We start from the raw sequence: 22,007 nt of genomic DNA, 5'->3' as shown, positions 1-22,007 counted from the left end.
GACGCGCCGACCTGGCGTTAGCATCCACACAGGTGCCGCACCCCGGCCCCGACCCCAGGGAAAGGCGGAGTTCGCCATGGCAGTCGAGATTCAGGTCGAGCCCCTCGGCGACCACGAGCACCTGGTCCGGGTCCGCGAGGGCGCCGCCGAGGCCGAGACCCGGATCCGGGTCACCGACGGCGTCCTGGGCCTGCCGCAGATCACCGGAGCCGACGAGACCAGGATCGTCCACGAGACGATGGCCTTCCTCGTCGAGCGCCAGCCCGTGATCGACATCCCCCCGATGATCGACCTCGACGACCTCGCGGACGCCTACGGCACCCCCTACCTGGACGACCTCGGCCGCCGCCTCACCACGCCGTAGGCCCGGGGCGCCGACGGCCGTGCCGTCAGCCGCCGCCCCGGGCGGCCACCGGGTCGGTGATGCCGCCGGGTGAGGCCTCGCCGCCGGTGTTCCAGTCGGCGAGCCGGGCCGCGGAGGCGTAGACGGACTCGTAGAAGTCGAGGACCGCGGCCCGCGGGTCCTCGCCGCCGCGCACGTCGTCGTAGCCGAGGACGGCCAGGTGGCTGCCGCCGCGCTCCACCCAGCGGGCGGCGCCGGGGCGGAGCGGGCAGTCGGCCAGGCCCGCGGGTTCGGGCGCCGCGTAGGAGTAGAAGGCCGGCCCGGGGAAGGTGTCGTCGCCGAACCAGAAGCCAGAGCTGATCACCTCGCGGGAGTACGCCTCGCGGGTCACCGGGTCGACGGTCGGGGGCTGGTCGATCGCGCGGCCGGAGAACCGGCTGACGGCGATGTCGAAGGTGTGCCAGAAGTGGTGCACCGGACTGATCTTCCCGCAGAACCGGGCGGCGAACTCCTCCAGCACCAGGTTGACCTGGCCGAGCACCTGCCAGTAGCGGTTCACCCAGAACGGGTCGTAGGCCGCGTGCTCGGTGTCGTCGGCGAACGGCCGGCCCGCGTCGGGCAGGTCGAACGGGGAGGGGTGCGGGAGGGACACCGGCACCCCGACCACGGCGAGGGAGTCGAGCGTCTGGCGGTAGAACGACGCCACGGACTGCCCGGTGAGCGGGAAGGAGACCCTGCGGCCGTCCGACGCGCAGACCACCAGCCGGTGGTCGACGAAGTCGAAGTCGACGCAGAAGCTCCCGCCCCCGTCGGCCATGGCCATCGGGCGGGTGGTGATGCCGCGCCCGGTGAGGTAGTAGGGGACGTTCCACCAGTGGTTGCGCCGCACGCTCTCCGCCAGCCGGATCTTGCCGACGACCTGGGCGAACCGGTGCACCGTCGCCTTGGAGTCCTGCCACCGCGCCAGCGGGATCGGAGGGAACAGCTCCATGGGCCCACGCTAGGCCCGCCGGAGCGGTCCCGCATCCGCGGATGGCCGAAAACCTCCCGCGGACGGCCCGCGATCCCTACGCTGTGACCCATCGGGGGCGAGGCGCGGACCGTGTGGGTTCCGGCTGCCGCCACGGGTGGGTCTGGGGGCGACGTGATCAGTGTGATGGTTCCCGAGCGGCTGTCCGAGCGCGGTCTGGTGCTCGCGCCGGACTCACCGGCGCGGGGCGACGGCACCGCGCCGGCGGGCGCCGCGGAGCCGCCGCTGGAGGGACGCATCGTGCTCGGCGGGCCGCTGACCGCCGTACTGACCGCGGAGTCCGTGGCCGACGACAGCGAGCTGAAGGCGTTCGTGGCGCAGGAGGCGGCGACGGCCGTCTACCACCTGGTGCACCTCGGGCTCACGGTGACGGCGCCGGCCGGCCTTCCCCCGCTGCACAGCATCGACCTGCGGCTGGAGCTGAAGGCGCCCGACGACGCCGCGTTCCAGCCGGTCGCCTGGTCGCTGACGCGGAGGCGGCAGGGTGGAGAGTCGTGTGGAACAGCTCCCAGCAGCTCGTCCGGACCCGGCGCAGCGCGGAGGGCACCACCCGGTCGGTCGCTCACCGAGGTCCGCCACGGCCGCAGGTCCTCTCCGACGGGCCCGCACCAGGCGGAGCCCGTCGGAGAGGAGGGCAGCGTTCAGACCTCGGCCCGTACCGCCGAGTGCCCGTCAGTTCGGGGACGAGCCGCCGTCCCCGTGCGAGCGCTGCGGTCCGAGGCGCTCGGTGGGGGCGGTGCCGGGCGGGACCAGGAGCTCCTCGATCCGGACCGGGCCGGGGATGGACTGGGCGCTGTTCGGGCCGGCCATGTCCTCGCCCGCGAGGTAGCGGTACAGCCATTCGGCGAAGCCCATCCGGTACCGGTAGAACTCGTCGTCGTCACCGACGTAGACGACCACCGACCAGGGACCGCCGGCCGTCTCCCGGTGGAGGAAGACCTCCTCGCCGTGGGCGGTGCCGGAGACCGGGATCAGGCCGTCGGGGCCGCCGAAGTCCAGCGGCTCGGGGAAGTCCGGGTCCGGGAAGTTCTCCTCGTCGAACTCGCACGCCCGGTAGGCCTCGACGGTCTCACGGATGTGGCGGTCGAGGCGGTGCACGGCGGTGGAGGGGTTCGACAGCACGACCGACCGGTGCAGGCGCACGGGTGCGTAACGCTCGGTCAGGGCCTTGAGGTCGGCCGGCAGGCCCACCCCCAGCTCGGACTCGATCCGCTGCCAGTCCTCGGCCGCGACCCCCGGGCCGAAGGCCGGGCCGATGGCGTCGTAGAGCCTGTCGAGGTGATCGTCCATGTGTCGACTCCCTGTCGTCCTCACAGCTTGGGGCAGTTGCTGGTGCCCCTGGTGGTGCCCCCGGTCGGGCTCTGGGTGATCACGCAGTGCTTGACGATCTTGTCCTCCAGAATGACGTAATTGTATTCGAGTGACTCCACCACTCCGGTGTTCGCGTTGCGGTAGGTGGGCTCCACCGACACGGCGACGTGCTTGCCCTTCTTGATGGCCTGGATGATGTCCCGTTCGACACCCGAGCTCAGGTACGGCGTGTTGGTCTTCTGGTAGATCGCCACCAGGTTGCGGAGGTCGATGCCCGAGCCCTTGGCGGCCGCCGGGATCAGGTGCCCGTTGGCCGGGGTCTCCCCCTCGGCGGCGATCTCGCTCATCCCGGGCGGCTGGGTGCTGCTGTTGGTGTTCACCCCGTCGCACCGGCGCTTGTAGCAGTAGTCGGACTTGTCCAGCAGGGCGAACACCCGGGTGGCACGGCACTCGTCACGCATGAGGAACTTGTCGTAGTAGCGCTGGCGCGGCATGAACACCGCGTGCCCGGTCGCGCTGGTCCCCGGACCGTCGTCGCACTTGTCGTCCTCGCGGGTCCGGCCGCCGTTCTTGCCGCCGGGCACCGGCTCGGTCATGGCCAGCGGGGCGTTGTCCGTGCCGTCGGCCGGCGCGAAGTGGGTCGGGTCGAGGGCCAGCAGCTTGCTGAGCTCGTCGGCCAGGTACACCGCGGTGATGTTCAGCAGCAGCTGGGCGAAGTCAGGGGCCTTCCAGTCCGGCAGCGGGGTCGGCCGGTCCGGAATGGGCCGGGGCTCCGGCCGGACCGGTCCGGGCTTCTTGCAGGTGGTGCAGGTGCCGCCACCGCCACCCCGGCCGCCGCCACCACCGCCACCGCCACCGCCGCCCGCCGGGGCGTCGACCGGCTTCGCGGTGGGCGGCACGCCGTCGCCGCCGCACTCCTGGCGCCACCACTGCCGCAGGCAGCGCCGCTCGTTGCGGTCCTCACCGCGGTCGGCGGTGATGGGCTTTCCGAAGTAGTCGGCGCAGCTCATACCGTAGCGGCCGGTGCAGGAGTCGTCGCCGAGCGGCTGGGCGTCCGCGACGATCGAGACGAGGGTCCCGAGGACGCCGAACAGCCGGCCGCCGTACTTCAGGGCCTTGCCGCCGCCCTTCTTGACGACGAGCTTGCTCCCGCCCGTGATGGCCCGGTCCACGCCGCCCAGGCTGATGTCCGGGAAGACCGTGAGGCAGGACATGCCCGGGGCCGGGGTGACGCACAGGTGCCCCGTCGGGTCGGTCCCGTCCAGCGGGTCGCCGTTGGCGTAGCCGTACCGGTTGGCCTGGGCGGAGCCGCCGGTGGTGTCGAGGTTCCAGGAGTCGCGGCTGGCGAAGCCGCCGGTGCCCGGCCGGTACCAGCGCGCGTGCATGTTGACGTCCCCGCTCGCCGGGTCGGTCCACCCGCTCTGGTAGCCCAGGCTGGTGCCGGTGCCGGTCCGGGAGAGCGGCTTGCCGAACGGGTCGTAGGCGGTGGTGGCGCCGAGCGTGGTGCCGGTGACGTCGAGGGTGGCCGTCACGTCGGTGTGCCGGTCGGTGCGCACGCGCCGGGCGCCGGCGGCGTCGGCCGCGGTCATCAGCTCGCCCGCGCTGTCCCGGGCGTAGCGCCACGTGCCGTCGGAGATGAGGCTGTTGGTGCCGCCCTCGTAGGAGAAGACGGCCGCACCGCGCCGGATCACCCGGTCGAGGCCGTCGTACTGGTAGCTGATCGGGCCGTCGCCGACCAGGCGGTCGAAGGCGTCGAACGCCCGGGTGGACTCGGTTCCGGCCGTGGTCGTCGCCGCGAGGGTGCCGCGCGCCGTGTAGCGGTACGTGCTGGTGCCGTCGGAGAGCAGACGGTTGCGCTCGTCGTAGACCGCGGTCGCGGTGCCGTTGCCGGTCCGGTTGCCGGCGGCGTCCCAGGTGTAGGCGGTGCTGCTGGGCCCGTTGGTCCAGGACGTCAGTCGGCCGGCCTGGTCGTAGCCGTAGCGGTGGTCGGCCGCCGGGGCGGCGGTCGTGGCGCTCTCGGTCCGGCGGGTCAGCCGGTCGTCGAGGTCGTACTCGTAGCCGGTGGCGGTGATCGTGGGGTAGCCGTTGCCCTCCTGGACGACGCGGTCGGAGGAGAGGCGGCCGAGCGGGTCGTACCCCAGGTAGCGCCCCGAGGTGGCCTTGAACTCGGCGGCGGGATCGGCGGCGTTCTTCGTCGCGTAGTACTCGATGCTCCGGCGGCCGTCGCCGTCGTAGCCGTACCACAGCTGGGCGGCGCTCATCTGGTCGGCGGACCAGGCGAGTTGGCCGTCCGCCTTGTAGCCGAAGGACGCCCAGCCGGTCTTGCTGTCCCAGCGGTCGGTGAGCCGGCCGTCCTTGTCGTAGGCCCAGGACTGGTCGACGCCGGAGACGCGCGCCTCCAGCAGCCGGCCTCGGTCGTTGTACGCGTAGTCCTGGGAGCTGATGCCGTTGCCGTTGGTGAGGACCATCCGGCCGGCCTTGTCGTACCCGAAGGTCCGCGCCTCGGTGGCGGCCTCGGCGCCGGTGCCGGTCTCCCCGGTCAGCCGGCCCATCGGGTCGTAGCTGCGGGTGCGGACGATCCCGCCGGGCTCGGTCGCCTTCACGGCCCGTCCGGCGACGTCGTAGACGGTGGTCCAGGTGCGGTCCGCCGCTGCGGGGTACGCCGTGGTGGCGGGCTCGACGGCCGACTCGGGCAGGCCCCAGGGGGTGAAGGTGTAGGTGGTGGTGCCGCCGTTTCCGTCCGTGTACCGGGTGCGCTGGTCGGCCGCGTCGTAGCCGTACGAGGTGGTGATCGTCCGGCCCGCGGCGACCGGCTCCACCTGCTTGGTCAGGCGGCCCCCGGCGTCGTAGGTGAGGGTGGCGACCGCGCCGGTGGCGGGGCTGGTGCTGCTGGTGAGCCGGCCTTCGAGGTCGTAGCCGCTCTGCCGGGTGCGCAGCACCGCGCCCGTGGGGTCGAGCTCCGTGCTGCGGACGACGTCGCCGATCGTGTCGTAGCCGATGGCCACCGACTCCCCGAGCGGCGCGACCGTGCGGGTGACGCGTCCGAGCGCGTCGTACTCGGTCCGGCTGACCCGGCCCATCGCGTCGGTGCTGCTGACCTGCTGGCCGGCGGCGTTGTGGGTGGCGGCGGTCACGGAGCCGGAGGGGGTGGTCACCGCGGTCCGGTCGCCCGCGTCGTTCCAGGTGTACCGGGTGGTGAGGTTCAGCAGGGTGGGCTTGCGTTCGACCACGGTGCTGGTCAGCGGGCGGCCGAGCTCGTCGTAGGTGGCCTCGGTGCGGGCGCCGGTCGGGTCGGTGGCGGAGAGCTGGAGGCCGGTGGGCGTCCAGGTCGCCTTCCAGATCGGCGGGTTGTCGTCGACGGGCGGCTGGAGGCCGCCGGCGGAGTTCGGGTCGGTGCGCTGGAGCTGGTGCCCGAGGCGGTCGTAGCCGAAGGCGGTCCGGCGTCCGGCCGGATCCAGCGAGGCGGTGATCCGGGAGAGGGCGTCGTACTCGGTGCGCGCCACCGCGTTCAGCGCCGTGGTGCCGCCGGGCGGGGTGTAGGCCGGGAGGCGGGTCTCGGTGGCGCGGCCCAGCCGGTCGACCACCCGGGTGGTGGTGCGGCCGAGGGCGTCCTTGCCCGCCACAGCGTCACCGAAGGTGTTGTAGCCGGTGACGGTGGTCGGCCGGACGACGGCCGCGGGCTGTCCGCCGCTCTCGGCGGAGACGGCCGGCTGCTGGACGGTGGTGAGCCGGCCGAGCTCGTCGTACCGGTAGGTGGTGGTGTACGCGGCCGGGTCGCCGCCCGGAGCGTTGCCGTTCGGCGAGGTGGTGGTGAGGAGCAGTCCGCGCTGGTCGTAACTGTGGGTGGTGACGGCGGCGGGGCCGCCGGCACTCGACGCCAGCTCGCTGCGCACGAGCCGGCCGGCGGGGTCGAACGTCGAGGTCACGAGCTGGTTCTCGGTGGCGCTGACGCGGGCGGTCGCGGAGGTCATCCGGTCCTCGGCGTCGTAGCCGAACGTGACGGTCCGGTCGAGGCCGCCCGGGTCGGCCGTGGTGGCGACGGTGCGGCCGGCGGCGTCGACGGTGTGCACGGTGGTCCTGCCGCCCCCGCCGGTCACCTGCTTGACCAGGTGTCCGGCGCCGTCGTACTCGTTGCGCTCCAGGACGACCGGGCGGGTGGTGCCGTCGGCCTGGGTGACCGACCGGGCGGTGACGGTGGCCGGAAGGCCGTCGTCGAAGTAGGTGTAGGCGGTGGTGGCGCCCATCGCGTCGGTCACCGAGGCCAGCCGCCCGGCGGGGTCGTAGGCACGCGACTCGACGGTGAGGTCGCGGGTGCCCTTCCCGTCCCCGTTCCAGCCCTCGACGACCGTGGTGGCCAGCTGGCCCCGGGCGGTGTAGGTGGTCCGGGTGACCTGGCCGAGCGGGTCCGTGACGGAGGTGGTGCGCCCCAGCGCGTCGTAGCCGTACCGGGTCACCCCTCCTTCGGCGTCGGTGGTGGTGAGGGGACGGCCCGCGGCGTCGTACGCGGTGCTGGTGCTGCGGGCCTGGTCGTTGCCGAGGTCGTCCGAGGCGGTCACGGCCAGCGGTCGGCCGTCCTCGTCGAACGTCCGGGTGACGCGCAGCGCGTGCCCGGCGCCGGAGACCGCGTCGCTGGTGCGCGCGCCCGTCTCGGCGATGACCCGGGACAGCGAGTCGTGGACGAAGCTGGTGACGGTGCCGTCCGGTTGTGCGTCCGAGTACTGGGTCTCGCTGTTCTGCCGGCCCATCGCGTCGTAGGTGTAGGCGACGCGCAGGCCGGACGGGGCCGTGGTGGAGGCGAGGTCGCCGTTGCTGCGGTAGGCGTACGCGGTGGTGGCTCCGGAGGGGCTCACCTCGCTCGCCACCAGGCCTGCCGGGGTGAGGCCGCCGCCCGCGGCGGGCTCGGTTCCGGTGGTGTACGTCGTCCGGGAGACCCGGCCGTCCGGCAGCGTGGTGAACTCGGGCAGGCCGAGCGCCGTGTAGCCGATGGTCGTCCGGTAGCGGTTGTCCGCCGGTCCGGTGGAGCGGGCGTCGCGGATCTCGACCGGCTTGTCGTTGCGCGGGTCCTTGTCGTTGTCCTTGTTGAGGTAGTAGCCGGTGTAGCTGGTCCAGCAGGAGTCCTTGTCGCGGCAGGTCGTCCGGGAGACCGTGTTGCCCCGGGCGTCCTGTCCGGTGATGGTGCTGTGGCCGTTGGCGTCGACCACGGTGTGCAGGTAGCCGCCAGTGTCGTAGGAGTAGGTGGTGGTGGCGCCGGCGGTGTCGGTGCGCGCGATGAGGCGCCCGCCGCGCTGGGCGTCGTAGACGTCGGTGGCGATCCCGCCCGCCGGGTCGGTGACGGTCACCCGCGAGGCGAGCGTGGTCGCCGCGGAGAGCGAGCGCGCCTGGTAGTGCGCGGCGACCCGCTCCGCGGACAGCGGGTGCTGGTAGACGGCGGCCTCGTCGATGCTGCCAGTGAAGCGGCTGACGGCGGCCGGGGCCGCGGGCCAGCCCTGGGCGAACCCGGCCCCCAGGTACGTGTGGACGTTCGCCTGGTGGTCCACCGGACCCAGCGACGACGCCCCCACCAGGGCACCGTCGAGGTACAGCGAATGCGTCTTCCCCTCCGCCGACAGCACCACATGGTGCCAGCCGCCATCGGTCACCGCACCCGCACTGACGATCCCGTCACCACCGTAGAAGTGCCCGTACAACCGGTTGTCCGACCCGACGTACAGCAGCGGCGCCCACGTCACCCCGCCACCCGGCGCACCGTCCATCGTCAACGACTGGTCACCGACCAGCACACCCGGCTGCCGCGTGCTGAACCACAGCTCCACCGCCAGGTCCTTCGAACCGTGCAGAACCCCCTCCGGCAACTCCACCTGCGACTGCGCCCCACCCGAGAACCGCGCCGCGGCGCCGTCCCCGGGACCGAAGACGCCGGGACCGCCGGGCTGCGTGCCGGAGCCGTAGCTGCCGTCGCCCTTGACGGCCGCGACCTCGCTCGCGGCGCGGGTTCCGGAGCTCTCGTCGAGCCGCCAGAAGCCCGCCGGGGCGTCGGCCGCCACCGCGCCGCGGTAGCCGATGCCCTGGCCGGTGACCTGGGCGCTGCGCGCACGGTGGTGGGCGAGGACGTCGGCGGCGCTGAGCGGGTGCTGGTAGACGGCGGCCTCGTCGATGCTGCCGGTGAAGCGGCTGACGGCGGCCGGGGCCGCGGGCCAGCCCTGGGCGAACCCGGCCCCCAGGTACGTGTGGACGTTCGCCTGGTGGTCCACCGGACCCAGCGACGACGTCCCCACCAGGGCACCGTCGAGGTACAGCGAATGCGTCCTGCCCTCCGCCGACAGCACCACATGGTGCCAGGACCCGTCAGTCACCGCACCGGCACTGACGATCCCGTCACCACCGTAGAAGTGCCCGTACAACCGGTTGTCCGACCCGACGTACAGCAGCGGCGCCCACGTCACCCCGCCACCCGGCGCACCGTCCATCGTCAACGACTGGTCACCGACCAGCACACCCGGCTGCTGCGTACTGAACCACAGCTCCACCGCCAGGTCCTTCGAACCGTGCAGAACCCCCTCCGGCAACTCCACCTGCGACTGCGCCCCACCCGAGAACCGCGCCGCGGTGTCGTCGGCGGGAGAGAAGACGCCCGGGGCCCGCAGGCCGACGCCGCTGCCGTAACCGCCCGCCGTGCCGGTGCCGACCTCGCCGGCCGCCACCGCGCCGTCGCGTTCGCCGAGGCGCCAGTACCCGGCGGGGTTGGAGGCCTTGACCGCGTTGCTGTAGAGGAACGAGCCGCCGGTGTAGGCCGGTTCGGAGACCTTCCAGACGCTGCCCGCCCCGTCGGTCACGGTGGCGACCCGCTCGCTGGCCGCGTTGTAGCCGACCTGCGCGCTGGTGCGGCCCGAGGGCAGCGTCACCTTGCTGAGCTGCGCGGCCGGGGTGCGCAGCGCGGCGTGCGCGGCGGCGAGCTGCTCGGTCACCGGGTAGTCGTAGACGGCGACCTCGTCGATCTGTCCGGTGAAGGCGGTCTGCGCGGGCGCGTCCGGCCAGTTGGTGGCGCGGCCGCCACCGAGGTAGGTGAACTCCTCGCCGAGGTGGTCGACCGTGCCGGCCAGGGTGCCGACCTGGCGGCCGTCGAGGAACAGCGCCTGGGTGGTCACGGCCGAGGACAGTACGACGTGGTGCCACGCGTTGTCGTTGACCGGGGTGGCGGAGGCGATCGTGGTGCCGGTGCCCTGCCAGAACTCGGCCCGCAGCTTCCCGTTGGCGTCGACGTACAGCGCCGGGGTGTAGAGCCAGGGGGTCTGGCTGAGCTCCAGGTTCTGGTAGGAGAGGATCACGCCGGGCGAGGCGGTGCGGAACCAGAGCTCGACCGAGCGGGAGGTGGAGGCGCTCACGGTGCGCTTCGGGAGCTCGATGAAGGAGCCCGCCCGGCCGGGGAAGGCGGCGGCGTTGTCGCCGCTGCCGCCCGGTGCGCCCGGCGCGTCGAAGGTGACGTCGGAGGCGCGCGCGGGCGCCCGGTCGGCGACCTGTGCCTCGTTGGGGACGGTGGCGCCGTCGGCGGAGCCCAGCCGCCAGTAGCCGACCGGCCCGGCGTCCAGGACGGCCGAGCGGTAGCGGGAGCCGTCGGCGTAGTCGTACTGGGTGCAGCCGGTGGCCGCGGTGGTGGCGACGCCCGGCGGGCAGACCTTGGTCAGCCGGTCGCCGGTGTAGGCGTACGTCCAGCTGCCGCCGGCGCCGGAGGCCGTGACCGAGGTGATGTGGGCGCCGGTCCAGGCGAAGTCGAGGTAGCGCCCGGAGAGCACGTCCTTGGCGCGGGCGAGGCGGCCGTCGGTGTAGCTGATCTCCTGGGCGTGCCCGGCGGCGTCCGCCGTGCGCACCAGGCGTCCGGCGCTGTCGAAGGTGTGCACGGTGCCGGTCCGGTCGGTCAGCGTCCAGCCGCCGGCGTCGAGCTTGCGCAGCTCGGCGGCCAGGCCGCCGCCGGAGACGTAGGCCTTGGCCACCGGGTCCCAGGCGAAGCGGGCCCGCGAACCGTTGGAGGCGGTCAGCAGGACGTTGCCGGGCAGCGAGAGCCAGCTGCTGGACTCGACGTCGATGCGCATGTCCCAGCGGCTGGTCCAGCCGGCGCCGAAGGCCCCGTCGGTGCGCGGGTCCAGCGAGTTGTAGCTGCGGGTGACGGACAGTTCGGGGCCGACGGTGGGCAGCGTCGCGTCGGTGGCCGCGGTGGTGTAGTTGCCCGCCGCCGCGTTGAAGTCCCGGCCGGCGTCGGCCGGGGTGGTGTACTGGGTCGGCTGCGGGACCACGGTGCGGAAGAACGCCGGCTGGGAGATCGGGCTGGCGTCCCTGCCGTCGCCGACCTCGGCGTACCACGCGTACTGCTGGTTCCAGGCGAGCCAGCCCTCGGGCACCACGAAGGTGTTGGCGGGCTGCCAGGCGGACTGCTTGCAGTCGACGTCGTTCTTCTGGCCGACCACCTTGCAGAGCGTGAAGCGGTAGTCGACGGCGGCGCGCGGCGCGCGGTCGGGGTCGTTGCCCTCGGCGGTGAGCGTGGGCTGGAGGTGGCGGACCACGGAGTGCGAGAGCGGTGCCATGCCGGTCAGCACGGGCGGGATGTTGACGGAGGAGAACCGGATGGTCAGCGGGGGTATGCCGGTGTCGGCGTAGAAGTTGCTGTGCCCGTAGTCGTCCATCGTCCAGGCGATGGTGTACGTGCCCTGCGGCAGGTTCCGGATGTGGGCGTCGAAGATGTTGCCCGCGTGGGTGGGGATGTCCGCCGAGACCGGCGTCCAGGCGATGTTCGTGCCGTAGTTGGTGATGTTGTTGCCCCACTCGTCGAAGAGCAGGTACGACATCTTGTAGTTGCTCGCCGGGGTCCAGGTGTCCTGTCCGCGGTTCCAGGCCCGGATGCGGAAGATGCCCTCCTGGTTGGCGGTGACCGGCTGGACCCAGCCGAACAGCTCGTAGTCGGCACCGTACTTCGACCAGGTGATGTCCAGGCTGGGCGTGCCCGGGCCGTCGTTCTCGCTCGCGAACTTCTTCCAGCCGTAGGAGTCCCAGTCGTCGGCCTTCACGGCGAGGCCGTAGTTGGCCTGCCAGCCGTGGGTCCAGCGGTTGACGAGGTTCTTGCCCTCCTCGCCGAGGTCGATGCTCTCCCAGTCCGGGGCGCAGGACCAGTTGCTGCTGCCCTCGGCGTGCCAGCCGTGGGCGAAGCTCTTCGAGACCAGGGCGGATCCGGTCGACGGGCCGGGCCAGGTGCGGACCGAGCCCTGCGACCAGTTGGAGGTGATCGGGTGGACCGTCACCGGCCGGGCGTTGCAGGAGTACGACCAGCTGTTGTAGAGCGCGAGCTTGGCGTTGAGGACGGTGGCGTTGCGCAGGGTGTTCTCAAGACCGTTGAACTTGAGGAAGGCCGCCGCCCGGTTGCCGCCGCCGTTGTACGTGCCGGCCTTCAGGAGGGTGTCGGAGGAGAAGTCGGCGTTGTTGGGCGAGAGGACGTAGGTGCTCTCCACCGCCTTCACCCGGGAGACGGAGGGGTCCACGACGACGGGGAACACCCGCTCCGGCGCGCGCAGCCAGGCCTGGTCGAGCTTCACCTTCAGGGCCGTGCCGTCGCCGGACGGGACGAGTTCGTAGGTCACGCCGTTGGAGACGACGCCCTGGCCACCGGAGTCGGGGGCCTGGTTGGAGTCCTCCATCCAGCCGGCCGGCATCCGGCCCTGGACGGTGCCGCGGGCGTCCTTGAGCAGCAGGGCACCGGTCTCGTCGAGGCCGGCGGTCAGCCCCTGCAGGCGCAGCGGGAAGACCCACTCGGCCGGGGCGTCGGCGTTCTTGAGGACGAGCGTCTCCTTGAACGAGTCGCTGCCGGCCCGGAACGTGACGTCGGCGCCCGGGAGGGCGTCGGGGTAGCTGATGGTGCTGCCCTGGGCGGTGCCCTGGACGGCCTTCGCCCCCTGGAGGGCGTAGCCGACCGAGAGGCCCTCGCCGAGGGTCAGGCGCACCAGCGGGTCGCGGTCCGCGGTCGGGGCGAAGGTGAGCAGCTGCTCGCCGGAGGCGGTGGTCCAGCCGTCCTGGGTGGGCGCGGCGCGGCCCAGGGTCGCCGTTCCAGCGGGCAGCAGCGTGGAGTCGATCGCGGCCCAGGTCCCGTCGGCGCGGCGGAAGTTGACCGGCGTCGGGTAGTAGCGGGTGGTGAAGGTGCCGTCGGTGTTGCGGTACGTGCGCTCCTGCTCGGCCCGCTTCTCGACCACCTCGGCGCTGCTGGCCGGGTCGAAGCCCTCCGCGGGCTTGGCGGCGATCCCGGGATTCGGCACGACCTGGGTCTGCGGGACCGGCAGCGCCGGCGCCGCGGTGGCGGCGGCCGCGGCCGGCGCGGGGTCCGGCTCCGGTTCCGGGGCGAGTTCCCCGGCCACCGACTCGTGCCCCGGCCTGCCGCCGTCGGCGGCTTCGCCGGTGCGGTCGGCGGGTACCTCGCTCGGCTGCCCGGCGGCGTCGGATCCGGCCTGCGCGGGCAGGACGCCCGGGTCCGGAACGGCCGTGGCGGCCGGCGGCGTGACGGCGATCGCCCCGTCCGCACCGGCCAGCACGGTGAGGATCGTGCAAATGAGCAGCACAAAGCAACGACGTATCGCCAACACCGAAAACCATCCCCCGACTCATGCTGAAGATCGCCAGAGGTATATCCGAACGGAGTGGCGACTGAGAAGCCGCATCGGGCACCGACGAGCCAGGATGTGACCGGCATCACAGGAGGAAATTGCGCGTGAACCGGTCAAAGGATGATGGATCGCCAACGGACGGATGGAACCGTCGCGGCGTGCGGAACGTCACCGCGGCGAACCCGCCCGCCCCCCTTCGGCCGGCCCCGCCCCGCCCCGTGGGGATCCTGTCCGACCTCTGTGCGAGACTCCCCGCCATGCGGGCCGATCCAGAACTTCTGCGGGACCTGATCGCCACGACACCGGGGATCGCCACCCGGCCGGGCCGCGGCCGACCGGAAGCCGCGATCCGCGCGGCGGAGGCCGTCACCGGCCCGCTCCCCCACTCGTACCGGTGGTGGCTGGCCGCGTACGGCGAGGGCTCGCTGCGTGGCCGCCCGATCGCCACCGTGGATCCGGTGCCCGACCTGGGCGAACCCGGGCTCACCGAGGGCTGGTCCGGCGGGGACCGGCTCTGGTTCCACGAGGACGACGACCACGAGCGCTACGGATTCGCCCTCGACCTGGCCGCCGACGGCGAGTGGCCCGTCGTCGTGCACAGCCCCTTCACCGGCGAGGAGCAGCCGTTCGCCGACTCCTTCGCCGGGTTCCTCACCGTCTGGACGGCGCTCGCCGCCGGGCTGAAGGAGGGACCGAACCCGGCCGTGGCCCGGCTGTGGCGCGCCACCCCCGGAGTCCGGCTGCCGGACGGCGGCACGCTGTACGGGCCGCACACCCTCCGCGCCCGCAACGACGCCCGGGAGGTTCCGTCCTGCGCTCCCCACTGGGTCCTGGTCGGCGAGGACGGCGGAGGAGCGGGCCTGTTCATGCGCCGGCACGGCCGGGACCGCTCGTCCCTGTACCGGCTCCCGCCCGGCCGTCTCCGGGGCGACATAGCGGACCACGGGGAACTGCTGGGCGAGGACCTCTTCGACTGGCTCGACCGGCTCACCGAGCCCGGGCCCCCGCCCCCTACCGGCCGGTCCTCCGCGCGCCCGGTCAGGTCGCCAGGGTGATCGCCTGCACGTGGTGGAAGACGTCGCCGTCGTCCCGGAGCCGCTTGGCCCGCTGCGGGCGCGCGCAGTGTGCCCGATGTCGGTCCAGGGCGCGGGAGTAGGCGCACCACGACCATCGCGGCGGCGGCCACCGCGGGAACATCCCTTCCGAGGCCGGCACCGTGCTGGGCCCCGGGAATGGGCCCCGGGAATGGGGCCCGCACCGAAGTGCGGGCCCCCATCAGGGTGTCCGGCCGGCGGCATGGCCGCGGTCCACCCGCCGGGACGGGCCTTCATCGTGTCGCCGTCCCGCTTGATCGGCTTGTGGGGGCGTGCACGCCGGCTTGTGATCCCGTGCGGATCGAAGGCGGTTCGACCCGGCGCGGTACTCACTCGGAGTCGTTCCGTAGGCGGCCTTGAACGCCCGGCTGAACTCGGCCGGCACGAACAGCCCCCAGCGGGCCGCCAGGACGGCTATCGGCCGGTCACGCTTGCCGGGGTCGGCGAGGTCGGCCCGACAGCGTTCCAGGCGCAGCTGTCGGATCGTCGCTGCGACGGTGGCCGGTTCGTGCCGGAACAGGGAGTGGAGGGACCGCAGGGACATGTGGTGATGGGCGGCGATGGTTGCCGGCCGGAGTTCGGGGTCGCCGAGGTGCTGGTTGATGAAGGCGTTGATCCGTGCACGCAGCGCTGGGGCGCCGGCCTCCGGCGGTGCGGGTTCCGTCCTGTCGAGTCGGTCGGCGACGAAGCAGGCGAGGAGGTCCGCGGTGATGGTGCCCAGGCGGTGGACTTCCGCGGGTCCGAGCCCGGAGGCCTGCGCGACGAGCGTGTCCAGGTGCTGGCGCAGCAGGGAACCGCTCACCCCGCCGGGGGCGAGTCGTCGGGCGAGGAGACGGTCGGTCTGCGCGGACGACAGGGAGAAGGCGCTTCTCGGAATGCGGAGCACCGTCACTTCGGCCCTGGCGCCCACACCCCGCACGTCGGCCTCCATCGGGTGGGACGTGTCGAGGAGGACCATGTCGTCCGTCGTGATCACCGCATCACTGCGCTGTTGGGTGACCCCCATGCTTCCGGAGCGCATCCACCCCAGGTGGTAGCTCTCGGGATCGATGTGCCGCACATGTCGTGCTGTCCGTGCTGCCCGCAGAGGAGGAATCGTGAAGTGCGCGACCTGGACGTCGCCGAGTTGGAGCACTGACACCCCGCACGAGAAGTCCGCGGCGCACGAGGTGGAGAGCGTGACGGGGAAGACGTGCTGCCGGACCTGATCGGCGAACCAGGCGAAACGGTCCGCTGCCGGTACGGCCTCGTTCGACAAGGCGATGAGTCGCCCGCGGCTGTCGGCGCGCTTCCCGGGCGCCGAGCCGAGTGCCGACCCTTGCCCGCGCCCCGGCCCCACCGGGCCGCTACGCGTCGCCCAGCGGCCGGCTGGGCAGTTCGCGGCGGAGCACCGGGGCGATCTCGGCGAAGAACAGCTCCAGCGTGCCGAGGTAGTCCGCGCGGTCCAGGACCTCGCCGTCCACGTGCAGGTGGAGCAGCTCGTGGCCGAAGTGCGCGTGCTGGCCCAGCACTTTCTCGATGATCTGCTGCGGGCTGCCGACCAGCACCGAGCCGTGCTCGATCCAGTCCTCGACGGTGTCGAAGCGGATCGAGCCGGCGTCGAAGGCCCGGTTGACCTTCAGCCGGGCCTCGAAGACCGGGCGGTAGCGCGCCACCGCCTCCTGCGAGGTGCGGGCGCCGAAGTAGCCCGCCGTGCCCGCGCCGACCAGGGCGCGGGCCGGGTCGTGGCCGTACGCCGCCCAGCGTTCCCGGTAGTGGCGGACGATCGCGGCGTACGGGCCGATGGCGCCCGCGCCGTTGGGGGTGAACAGCGGGTCGCCGTGGCGGGCGGCGAAGTCGGCGGAGTCCGGGTTGCTCCCGGCGCCGTGCCAGATGCGGATCTCGGGCCGGAAGGGGCGCGGCAGCGGTTCGGCGTCCTCCAGCGAGCGGCCGAGCCGGCCCTGCCAGGTGACCTTCTCCTCCCGCCACAGCCGGCGGAACAGCAGGTAGTTCTCCTGGAGCAGCTCCCACTGGTTCTCCCGCGTGACGCCGAACAGGCGGGAGGAGCGCGGGTAGGCGCCCTTGGCGACGATCAGGTCCAGTCGGCCCCCGGCGAGGTGGTCCAGGGTGGCGTAGTCCTCGTAGGCGCGCAGCGGGTCGAGCAGGCCGAGGGTGGTGACGGCGGTGAACAGCCGTATCCGCGAGGTGACGGCGGCGATGTGGGCGAGCAGGACGGGCGGGGAACTGGAGACGGCGGGGCGGTCGTGCCGCTCGCCGATGCCGTAGCCGTCGAATCCCAGCTCCTCGGCGAACACGGCGTAGTCGACGAGTTCGCGGAGCTGGTCGTGGTCCGGCTTGGACTGGTCGGGCAGATGGGGCAGGAGCAGGAAGCGCATGGCGGTCCCCCGGGACGGCATCGAGTTGACGTGTCAACCCCAGCATGGGCGCGCCGGGTTGACACGTCAACCGCCTTCCGCGGGTTTCAGGGGGCGGGCCGGTCGTCCTTCAGCCGTTCCGTCAGGGCGGCGGAAATACCGACGAGCGCCCGTCGCTGATCCTCCGTCAGAGGATCGGTGAGCCAGCGGCGGATGTGCGCCGCGCGCCGGGGCAGCGCGGCGGCGACGGCGACCCGGCCCTCCTCCGTGAGGGCCACCACGGCGCCGCGCTCGGCGTCCGGGGAGGGCTCGCGGGTGACCAGGCCGCGCCCGGCCATCCGGGTCAGGTGGTGGTGCAGCCGGCTCTTCTCGAACTGGGTGACGCCGCTCAGCCGGTAGGGCCGCAGCTTCCCGCCGGGGGCCGCCAGCAGGGCCTGGAGGATGGCCAGGTCCGGCTCGGACAGGCCGGTCTCCTGCTGCAACTGCTGGGCGAGGCGGCGCCAGAACAGCACCTGGGTCTCGAAGAAGCCGCTCCAGACCTCGTCCTCGCGCTCGTCCAGCCACCCCGCCCGGTCGGCCTGCCCCGCCTGCTCCGCCCACTCCGCCCGCTCAGCCATGCGGCCGATGCTATCGACCGCACGGCGTAGCCCGCGGATGGTCGGCGCCCTCCGTCCGGGCAGCCTTGGACCATTGTGCTGGACGCACACCGGCTCGGACTCCACGAGGACAGCCCGCTGGAGGGCGTGCAGCCCCTCCGTACGACCCCGAGCGAGCCGGTTCCGTTGCCGGATCCGCCTGTGGGCCGACAACGGGACTGAGACAGCCTTGCCACCGGCTGCTGCTCAGCTTCGTCCGCTTCAAGCGGCAGGCCGTGATGGTGAAGGTCCTCGGAAGCCGACACCGAACGGGGCACGAACGCGATCCTGAACCTACGGGACGACCTCGGTAACGGCTCCACTCGCCACGATTCCCGGGCCGTGCTGGAACGAGAAGCGCAGGCCCTCCACCAGGACGATCTCGCGGTCCAGGGTGGCAGTCAGGTCGGTGCTCTCGCCGGGCACTGCCCTATCGATCCCATCCGACAGCTTGATGGATCCGTCGATGACACCTCCGCGAATGACGAACCTGGGCCGGTATCCCGTGGTGATGGCGACATCGCGGCCGCCTTCGTCCGCGGTCAGTACGTAGACGTTGGCCTTGAAGGTGGTGCGTGCGGTGAAGCTGCCCGGCTTGGCCAGGACCTGACCCGCTTCGATGTCCTTGGCGGCAATGTCACGCAGCAGCACGGCCACGGCCTTCCCATCCTCTCCTTCCTTTGCCGTTCGGTCCGCCTCGACCCCTGCGCATTTGGCCGCAAGGGACTTGCCGGCACCGACGATCTCGACGTCGTCCCCCACCTTGACGCCGCCGCGTTCGATACGGCCGAACAGAACGGTTTCACCCCCCGGGAGAGAGTTGACGTTAACGATGGACATCAGGAACGGCTCGTCGACTGCCGCCTCGGCTGCCTCTTCTGACATAGGTGACTTCTCCTCGTGCGGGTGGTCCGGACGGGCTGCCGACGCAATGGACGGCAGCACTGGGTCTCAGGAGCTGCGGAACGCATACGCATGCCCTCGCCAATCCTGGCGGCCCGTCACACGGATCAGCGGCAAACGGACCCGAGACACTCGGTGGCGAACCCGTCCGAGCGACAAGGGGATGTGAGACCAGTTGACCTGCGTGGTCTCACATCCCACTACATCGGCCCGGTTCAGGCGCCATACCACCGATAAAGATCAAGTGGGACAGGGCAGGGCTCGAACAAGCGGACCTGGTGATCACTCGTCCGGGTGTTCCCGGGACAGCGGAACGGCCTTCACCTGATCCGGAACTCGACCACGATCTTGAGGACTTGACGCGAATTCCGTAGTGATGAGCGTGGCGGAACGGGGCGTGCAGTGCGAGCCGTTCGCAGAACTGTCACGCTTCCGGGGGTCTTCTACGACTGCCTGACCGGACGACGCGACACGCTGTTCGAACTCGCCGACGCGGTGCTCCGCATGTACCGACGACCCGGTGAAGACCCTGGTCGCCCTGACGCCGGTTCCCGAGCACCGGCGCGGCCACGACGCGCTGAACCATGGCCGGGTGGACGTCGGGCGGCCGCGGGCTGGGCGCGGTGGAAGATGCCTGAGGTTCCGCCTTGTTCAGATGTCTTCGCTGGACAAGTCTGATGGCCTCGTCCTCGGGAGGGGCGAGGCCATCGGTGGGACCTGCTGAGGCCTTTCCGACAAATGATCACCGGGTCGGTGAGCGGGCCCCGGCAGCGGCCGCTGTGTCCGATCGGGGGGCGGTCGGTGGATGGTGTGGCATCGGATTCACGGGGTCGGCCGTTCCTCCCGGGTGTGGGGAGGAACGGCCGGTGACGGGCCGGTGTGCGGCCCTGTTGGTGCTGGGACCGTCAGGCGCAGTTGATGAGGAGCGAGGTGACGGCGGTGCAGGTGCGCGATGCGCTGTCGTTGGCGGGGTTGGGGTCGGTGGGTGTGCTGGTGGTGCGGGTGGCGGTGACGGTGTAGGGGGTGCCGAGGCTGAGGACGGCGACGGGCACGGTGATCTGACGGGTGGTGGTGGCGCCGGGGGGCAGGCCGGTGGTGGTGCAGGTGGCCTTGCCGGTGGTCAGGGTGCAGTCGGGGCCGGTCGCCCCGGTGGGGGTGGGCAGGTCCACCGTGACGGTGGCGGAGGCGAGGGTGCGGGGTCCGTGGTTGGTGAGGGTCACGGTGTAGTCGATGCGGCCGTTGAGCAGGCCGGGGCGGGGGGTGGCGGTCACTTCCACGCCGAGGTCGGCGAGCGGACGTTCGGCGATCGCGATGTCGACGGGGGTCGTGCCCACGGGGATGCCGCTGGTGGTGTGGGTGGTGGTGTCGATCACGGAGACGGTGGCGGAGTTTCCGTTGGCGGTGTAGACGTGGCCGCCGTCCGGGGTGACGGCCACGCCTCGGGGGGTGTTTCCGGAGGCGGTGGTCGCGGTCACGGTGTTCGTCGCGGTGTCGATCGTGGCGACGGTGGCGCCCTGGCCGCGGGAGACGTAGACGCGCGTACCGTCCGGGGACGCGGCGACGTCGTACGGGCCGTCGGTGAGGGGGATGCCGGCGGACACGGCGTTGGTGGCCGTGTTGATCACGGCGACGGAGTTGGAGTAGGGGCGGGTGACGTAGGCGCGGGTGCCGTCGGGGGTGAAGGCGACGCCCTGGGGGAATCCGCCGACGTTGATGGTGGCGGTCACGGTGTTCGTCGCGGTGTCGACCACCGACACCGAGCGGGCGTTGTAGTTGGTGACGTAGGCGCGGCTGCCGTCCGGGGAGACGGCCACCTCCTGCGGGGCGCTGCCGACGGTGATGGTCGCGGTGACCGTGTTGGCCGTGGTGTCGATGACGGTCAGCCGCTGGAGGGCGCTGTTGACGACGTAGGCGCGGGCCCCGTCGGGTGAGACGGCGATGCCGTTGGCGCCGTTGCCGACGGGGATGGTCGCGGTGACGGTCCCCGTCGAGGTGTCGGTCACGGTGACCGAGCCGGCGTCCCCGTTGCTCACGTAGAGGCGGGCGCCGTCCGGGGAGGCGGCCACGCCTTTGGGGCCGTCGCCGACCGGGAAGGTGGCCGTGACGGTCTGGGTGGCGGTGTCGATCACGGAGACCGTGTCGTCGCTGTAGTTCGTCACGTAGGCGAGCGGCGCCTCGGCCGCGGTCCGCGCCGCGGGGGCGGAGTAGGAGGCCGGGGCGGAGTACGCGGCGGGGGCCACGGCGGTCAGCGAGGCCACGGCAAGGCCGCAGGAACCGGCGATCGCAAGGAGTCGGCGGCCGGGCCGACTCCAGGACCGGACCGATGCGGTGGGCAGGCTCATGAGGGGTTCCTCTCGTCGGACCCCGGCGTGGGAGCACATGGCCTGGCGGCCGGCCGGTGGCCCGTGCAGTGGTGTTGTGGAAGTGGGTCGGAGTGCGGCTCACCTGCCCCACCGAGCGGGGGCCGGAGCGGCGGCCCGCCCGAGGGGCACCCCGGTCCCGGGTTTCGGGGCCGCGCCGGGACACGGTGTCGGCGAGCGGCGCCGACCCACCAGGGCCGGTCATGCGCGGCTCGACGGCATGAAGCCGTCGCGGTCGATGTCCAGGGGAAGATCCGCTCCGACTCGGAGCGGGTCGGCTCCTCGGCGAACTTCCCGTACACCTCGGCCTCTTCATCGGTCAGAGAATCCACCGGCACGAACGAACCGTAGCCAGCCCCGGCACCCGCCCGGCAAGGTTTCCGCGAACCCCAGCGGAGCCTCCGGCCGATGTGCTAGGGCTGCTACAGACCGTCTACCAGTGGTTCGCCCGCTGGGAGGCGGACGGCTCCTGGGCGAAGCTGCTGGAACACGTCCAGATCCGCGACGACGCGGTGAGGCGGGAGCACACCCCGGGCCGGGCCGCTCCCGGTGCGCACTGCCAGGCGGCCCCGGTGCGCACCGGTGACGGGCCGGCCACGGGCGGCTGTGACGCTCCGAGCACGGTGACAAGTGCCGGCCGTTTCGGCAAAATACGCCCCTCACCGAGACGGAAACAGACCATTCCGGACTATCGAGCTGAGCGACCGCATCGAGGGGACTACCGCGGATCGGCTTCGAAGGCTGGGGCTTCTGGCACCTCCTCGTGGAGCGATGTCCCGTAGAAGGGTCCGAATTGCTTCGTCTTCGTGGCCGACGGAGACAGTGAGTCTCCTGGGCCGGTGGGCGCACCGACCCTCGCCGGGTCCTGCCTCAGTGACCGGCGAGGGCAGGACCTGTATCTGGCCGGGGGCTCGGTGGACGCCCCTGGCCGGCACGCCGCCGGGGATCACGATGCCCCGTCGCCGTCTGCCTTGTCGCCATCGCCATCGCCATCGCCATCGCCATCGCCATCGCCATCGCCAAAGGGTGAGGCCGGTCCGTTGGCCATTGTCCGGACTTGGCGGCTTCGGAACGGATGGGAGCGTTCTGTGCGTCCTTCTGGCCGTTCTTCGAGGTGAGGCGTCCTTCCCTCCCGCGGATACGGCCGTTCTCCTCCGGGCGGGGGCGCGTCCGTGCCATGGTGTGGACAACGGTCCTGATGTCCAAGTCCTCTGTTGCGCACCTGAGTTGATGGCCAGGGCCGGTGCGCCCGGCTGTCTGCGCGACTGTGGCTTCTTCCGGCCGTTGTGCTGCTGTGCCGCGGTGGTCGAAGGGGGCCGTCGGTCTCCCGCCTCCGTGGT

10 protein-coding genes are annotated in these 22,007 nt (G+C 72.2%); 2 read left to right on the top strand and 8 right to left on the bottom strand.

The window, feature by feature from the left end; genetic code table 11:
* The first annotated feature begins 76 nt into the window (after positions 1-76).
* Entirely contained in the window at positions 77-364 is a 288-nt protein-coding gene (locus ACFC0B_RS02735) for a hypothetical protein (protein WP_376081156.1), read from the top strand.
* Between the two features lie 25 nt (positions 365-389).
* Here the strand turns inward: ACFC0B_RS02735 and ACFC0B_RS02730 are convergent, their stop codons facing one another.
* The 3 genes from ACFC0B_RS02730 to ACFC0B_RS02720 form a co-directional block, all read right to left on the bottom strand.
* The gene (locus ACFC0B_RS02730) at positions 390-1,334 is read right to left on the bottom strand and encodes a DUF5996 family protein (protein ID WP_376081154.1); all 945 of its coding nucleotides are present in this window, start codon (positions 1,332-1,334) and stop codon (positions 390-392) included.
* A gap of 711 nt (positions 1,335-2,045) precedes the next feature.
* Positions 2,046-2,663, bottom strand: a complete 618-nt coding sequence (locus ACFC0B_RS02725; RefSeq protein WP_376081152.1) for an SMI1/KNR4 family protein — start codon at positions 2,661-2,663, stop codon at positions 2,046-2,048.
* A gap of 20 nt (positions 2,664-2,683) precedes the next feature.
* Positions 2,684-13,276 (bottom strand): LamG-like jellyroll fold domain-containing protein, encoded by a 10,593-nt coding sequence (locus ACFC0B_RS02720; protein WP_376081149.1) that lies wholly within the window; start codon positions 13,274-13,276, stop codon positions 2,684-2,686.
* A 302-nt stretch (positions 13,277-13,578) separates the two neighbouring features.
* Between ACFC0B_RS02720 and ACFC0B_RS02715 the strand changes: the two genes are divergently transcribed.
* Positions 13,579-14,376, top strand: coding sequence for a hypothetical protein (locus ACFC0B_RS02715; RefSeq protein WP_376081146.1), 798 nt, complete (start codon positions 13,579-13,581; stop codon positions 14,374-14,376).
* A 220-nt stretch (positions 14,377-14,596) separates the two neighbouring features.
* On the opposite strand, the gene ACFC0B_RS02710 is transcribed toward ACFC0B_RS02715, so the two are convergent.
* The 5 genes from ACFC0B_RS02710 to ACFC0B_RS02690 form a co-directional block, all read right to left on the bottom strand.
* Positions 14,597-15,673 carry a helix-turn-helix domain-containing protein gene (locus tag ACFC0B_RS02710; protein WP_376081143.1) on the bottom strand — a complete coding sequence of 359 codons (1,077 nt, stop codon included), beginning with the start codon at positions 15,671-15,673 and terminating at the stop codon, positions 14,597-14,599.
* An 88-nt stretch (positions 15,674-15,761) separates the two neighbouring features.
* Positions 15,762-16,790 carry an LLM class flavin-dependent oxidoreductase gene (locus tag ACFC0B_RS02705; protein WP_376081140.1) on the bottom strand — a complete coding sequence of 343 codons (1,029 nt, stop codon included), beginning with the start codon at positions 16,788-16,790 and terminating at the stop codon, positions 15,762-15,764.
* A gap of 86 nt (positions 16,791-16,876) precedes the next feature.
* Positions 16,877-17,386 carry a MarR family winged helix-turn-helix transcriptional regulator gene (locus ACFC0B_RS02700; RefSeq protein ID WP_376081137.1) on the bottom strand — a complete coding sequence of 170 codons (510 nt, stop codon included), beginning with the start codon at positions 17,384-17,386 and terminating at the stop codon, positions 16,877-16,879.
* Positions 17,387-17,698: 312 nt separating this feature from the next.
* Entirely contained in the window at positions 17,699-18,289 is a 591-nt protein-coding gene (locus ACFC0B_RS02695; protein WP_376081134.1) for an EF-Tu/IF-2/RF-3 family GTPase, read from the bottom strand.
* A gap of 923 nt (positions 18,290-19,212) precedes the next feature.
* A complete protein-coding gene (locus ACFC0B_RS02690; RefSeq protein WP_376081131.1) occupies positions 19,213-20,649 on the bottom strand; it encodes a beta-propeller fold lactonase family protein in 1,437 nt (478 codons plus the stop codon).
* Between the last annotated feature and the right edge of the window lie 1,358 nt (positions 20,650-22,007).

The sequence above is a fragment of the Kitasatospora sp. NPDC056184 genome (genome assembly GCF_042268405.1).
GTDB lineage: Bacteria > Actinomycetota > Actinomycetes > Streptomycetales > Streptomycetaceae > Kitasatospora.
This window is presented reverse-complemented; position numbering and strand designations above follow the sequence as displayed.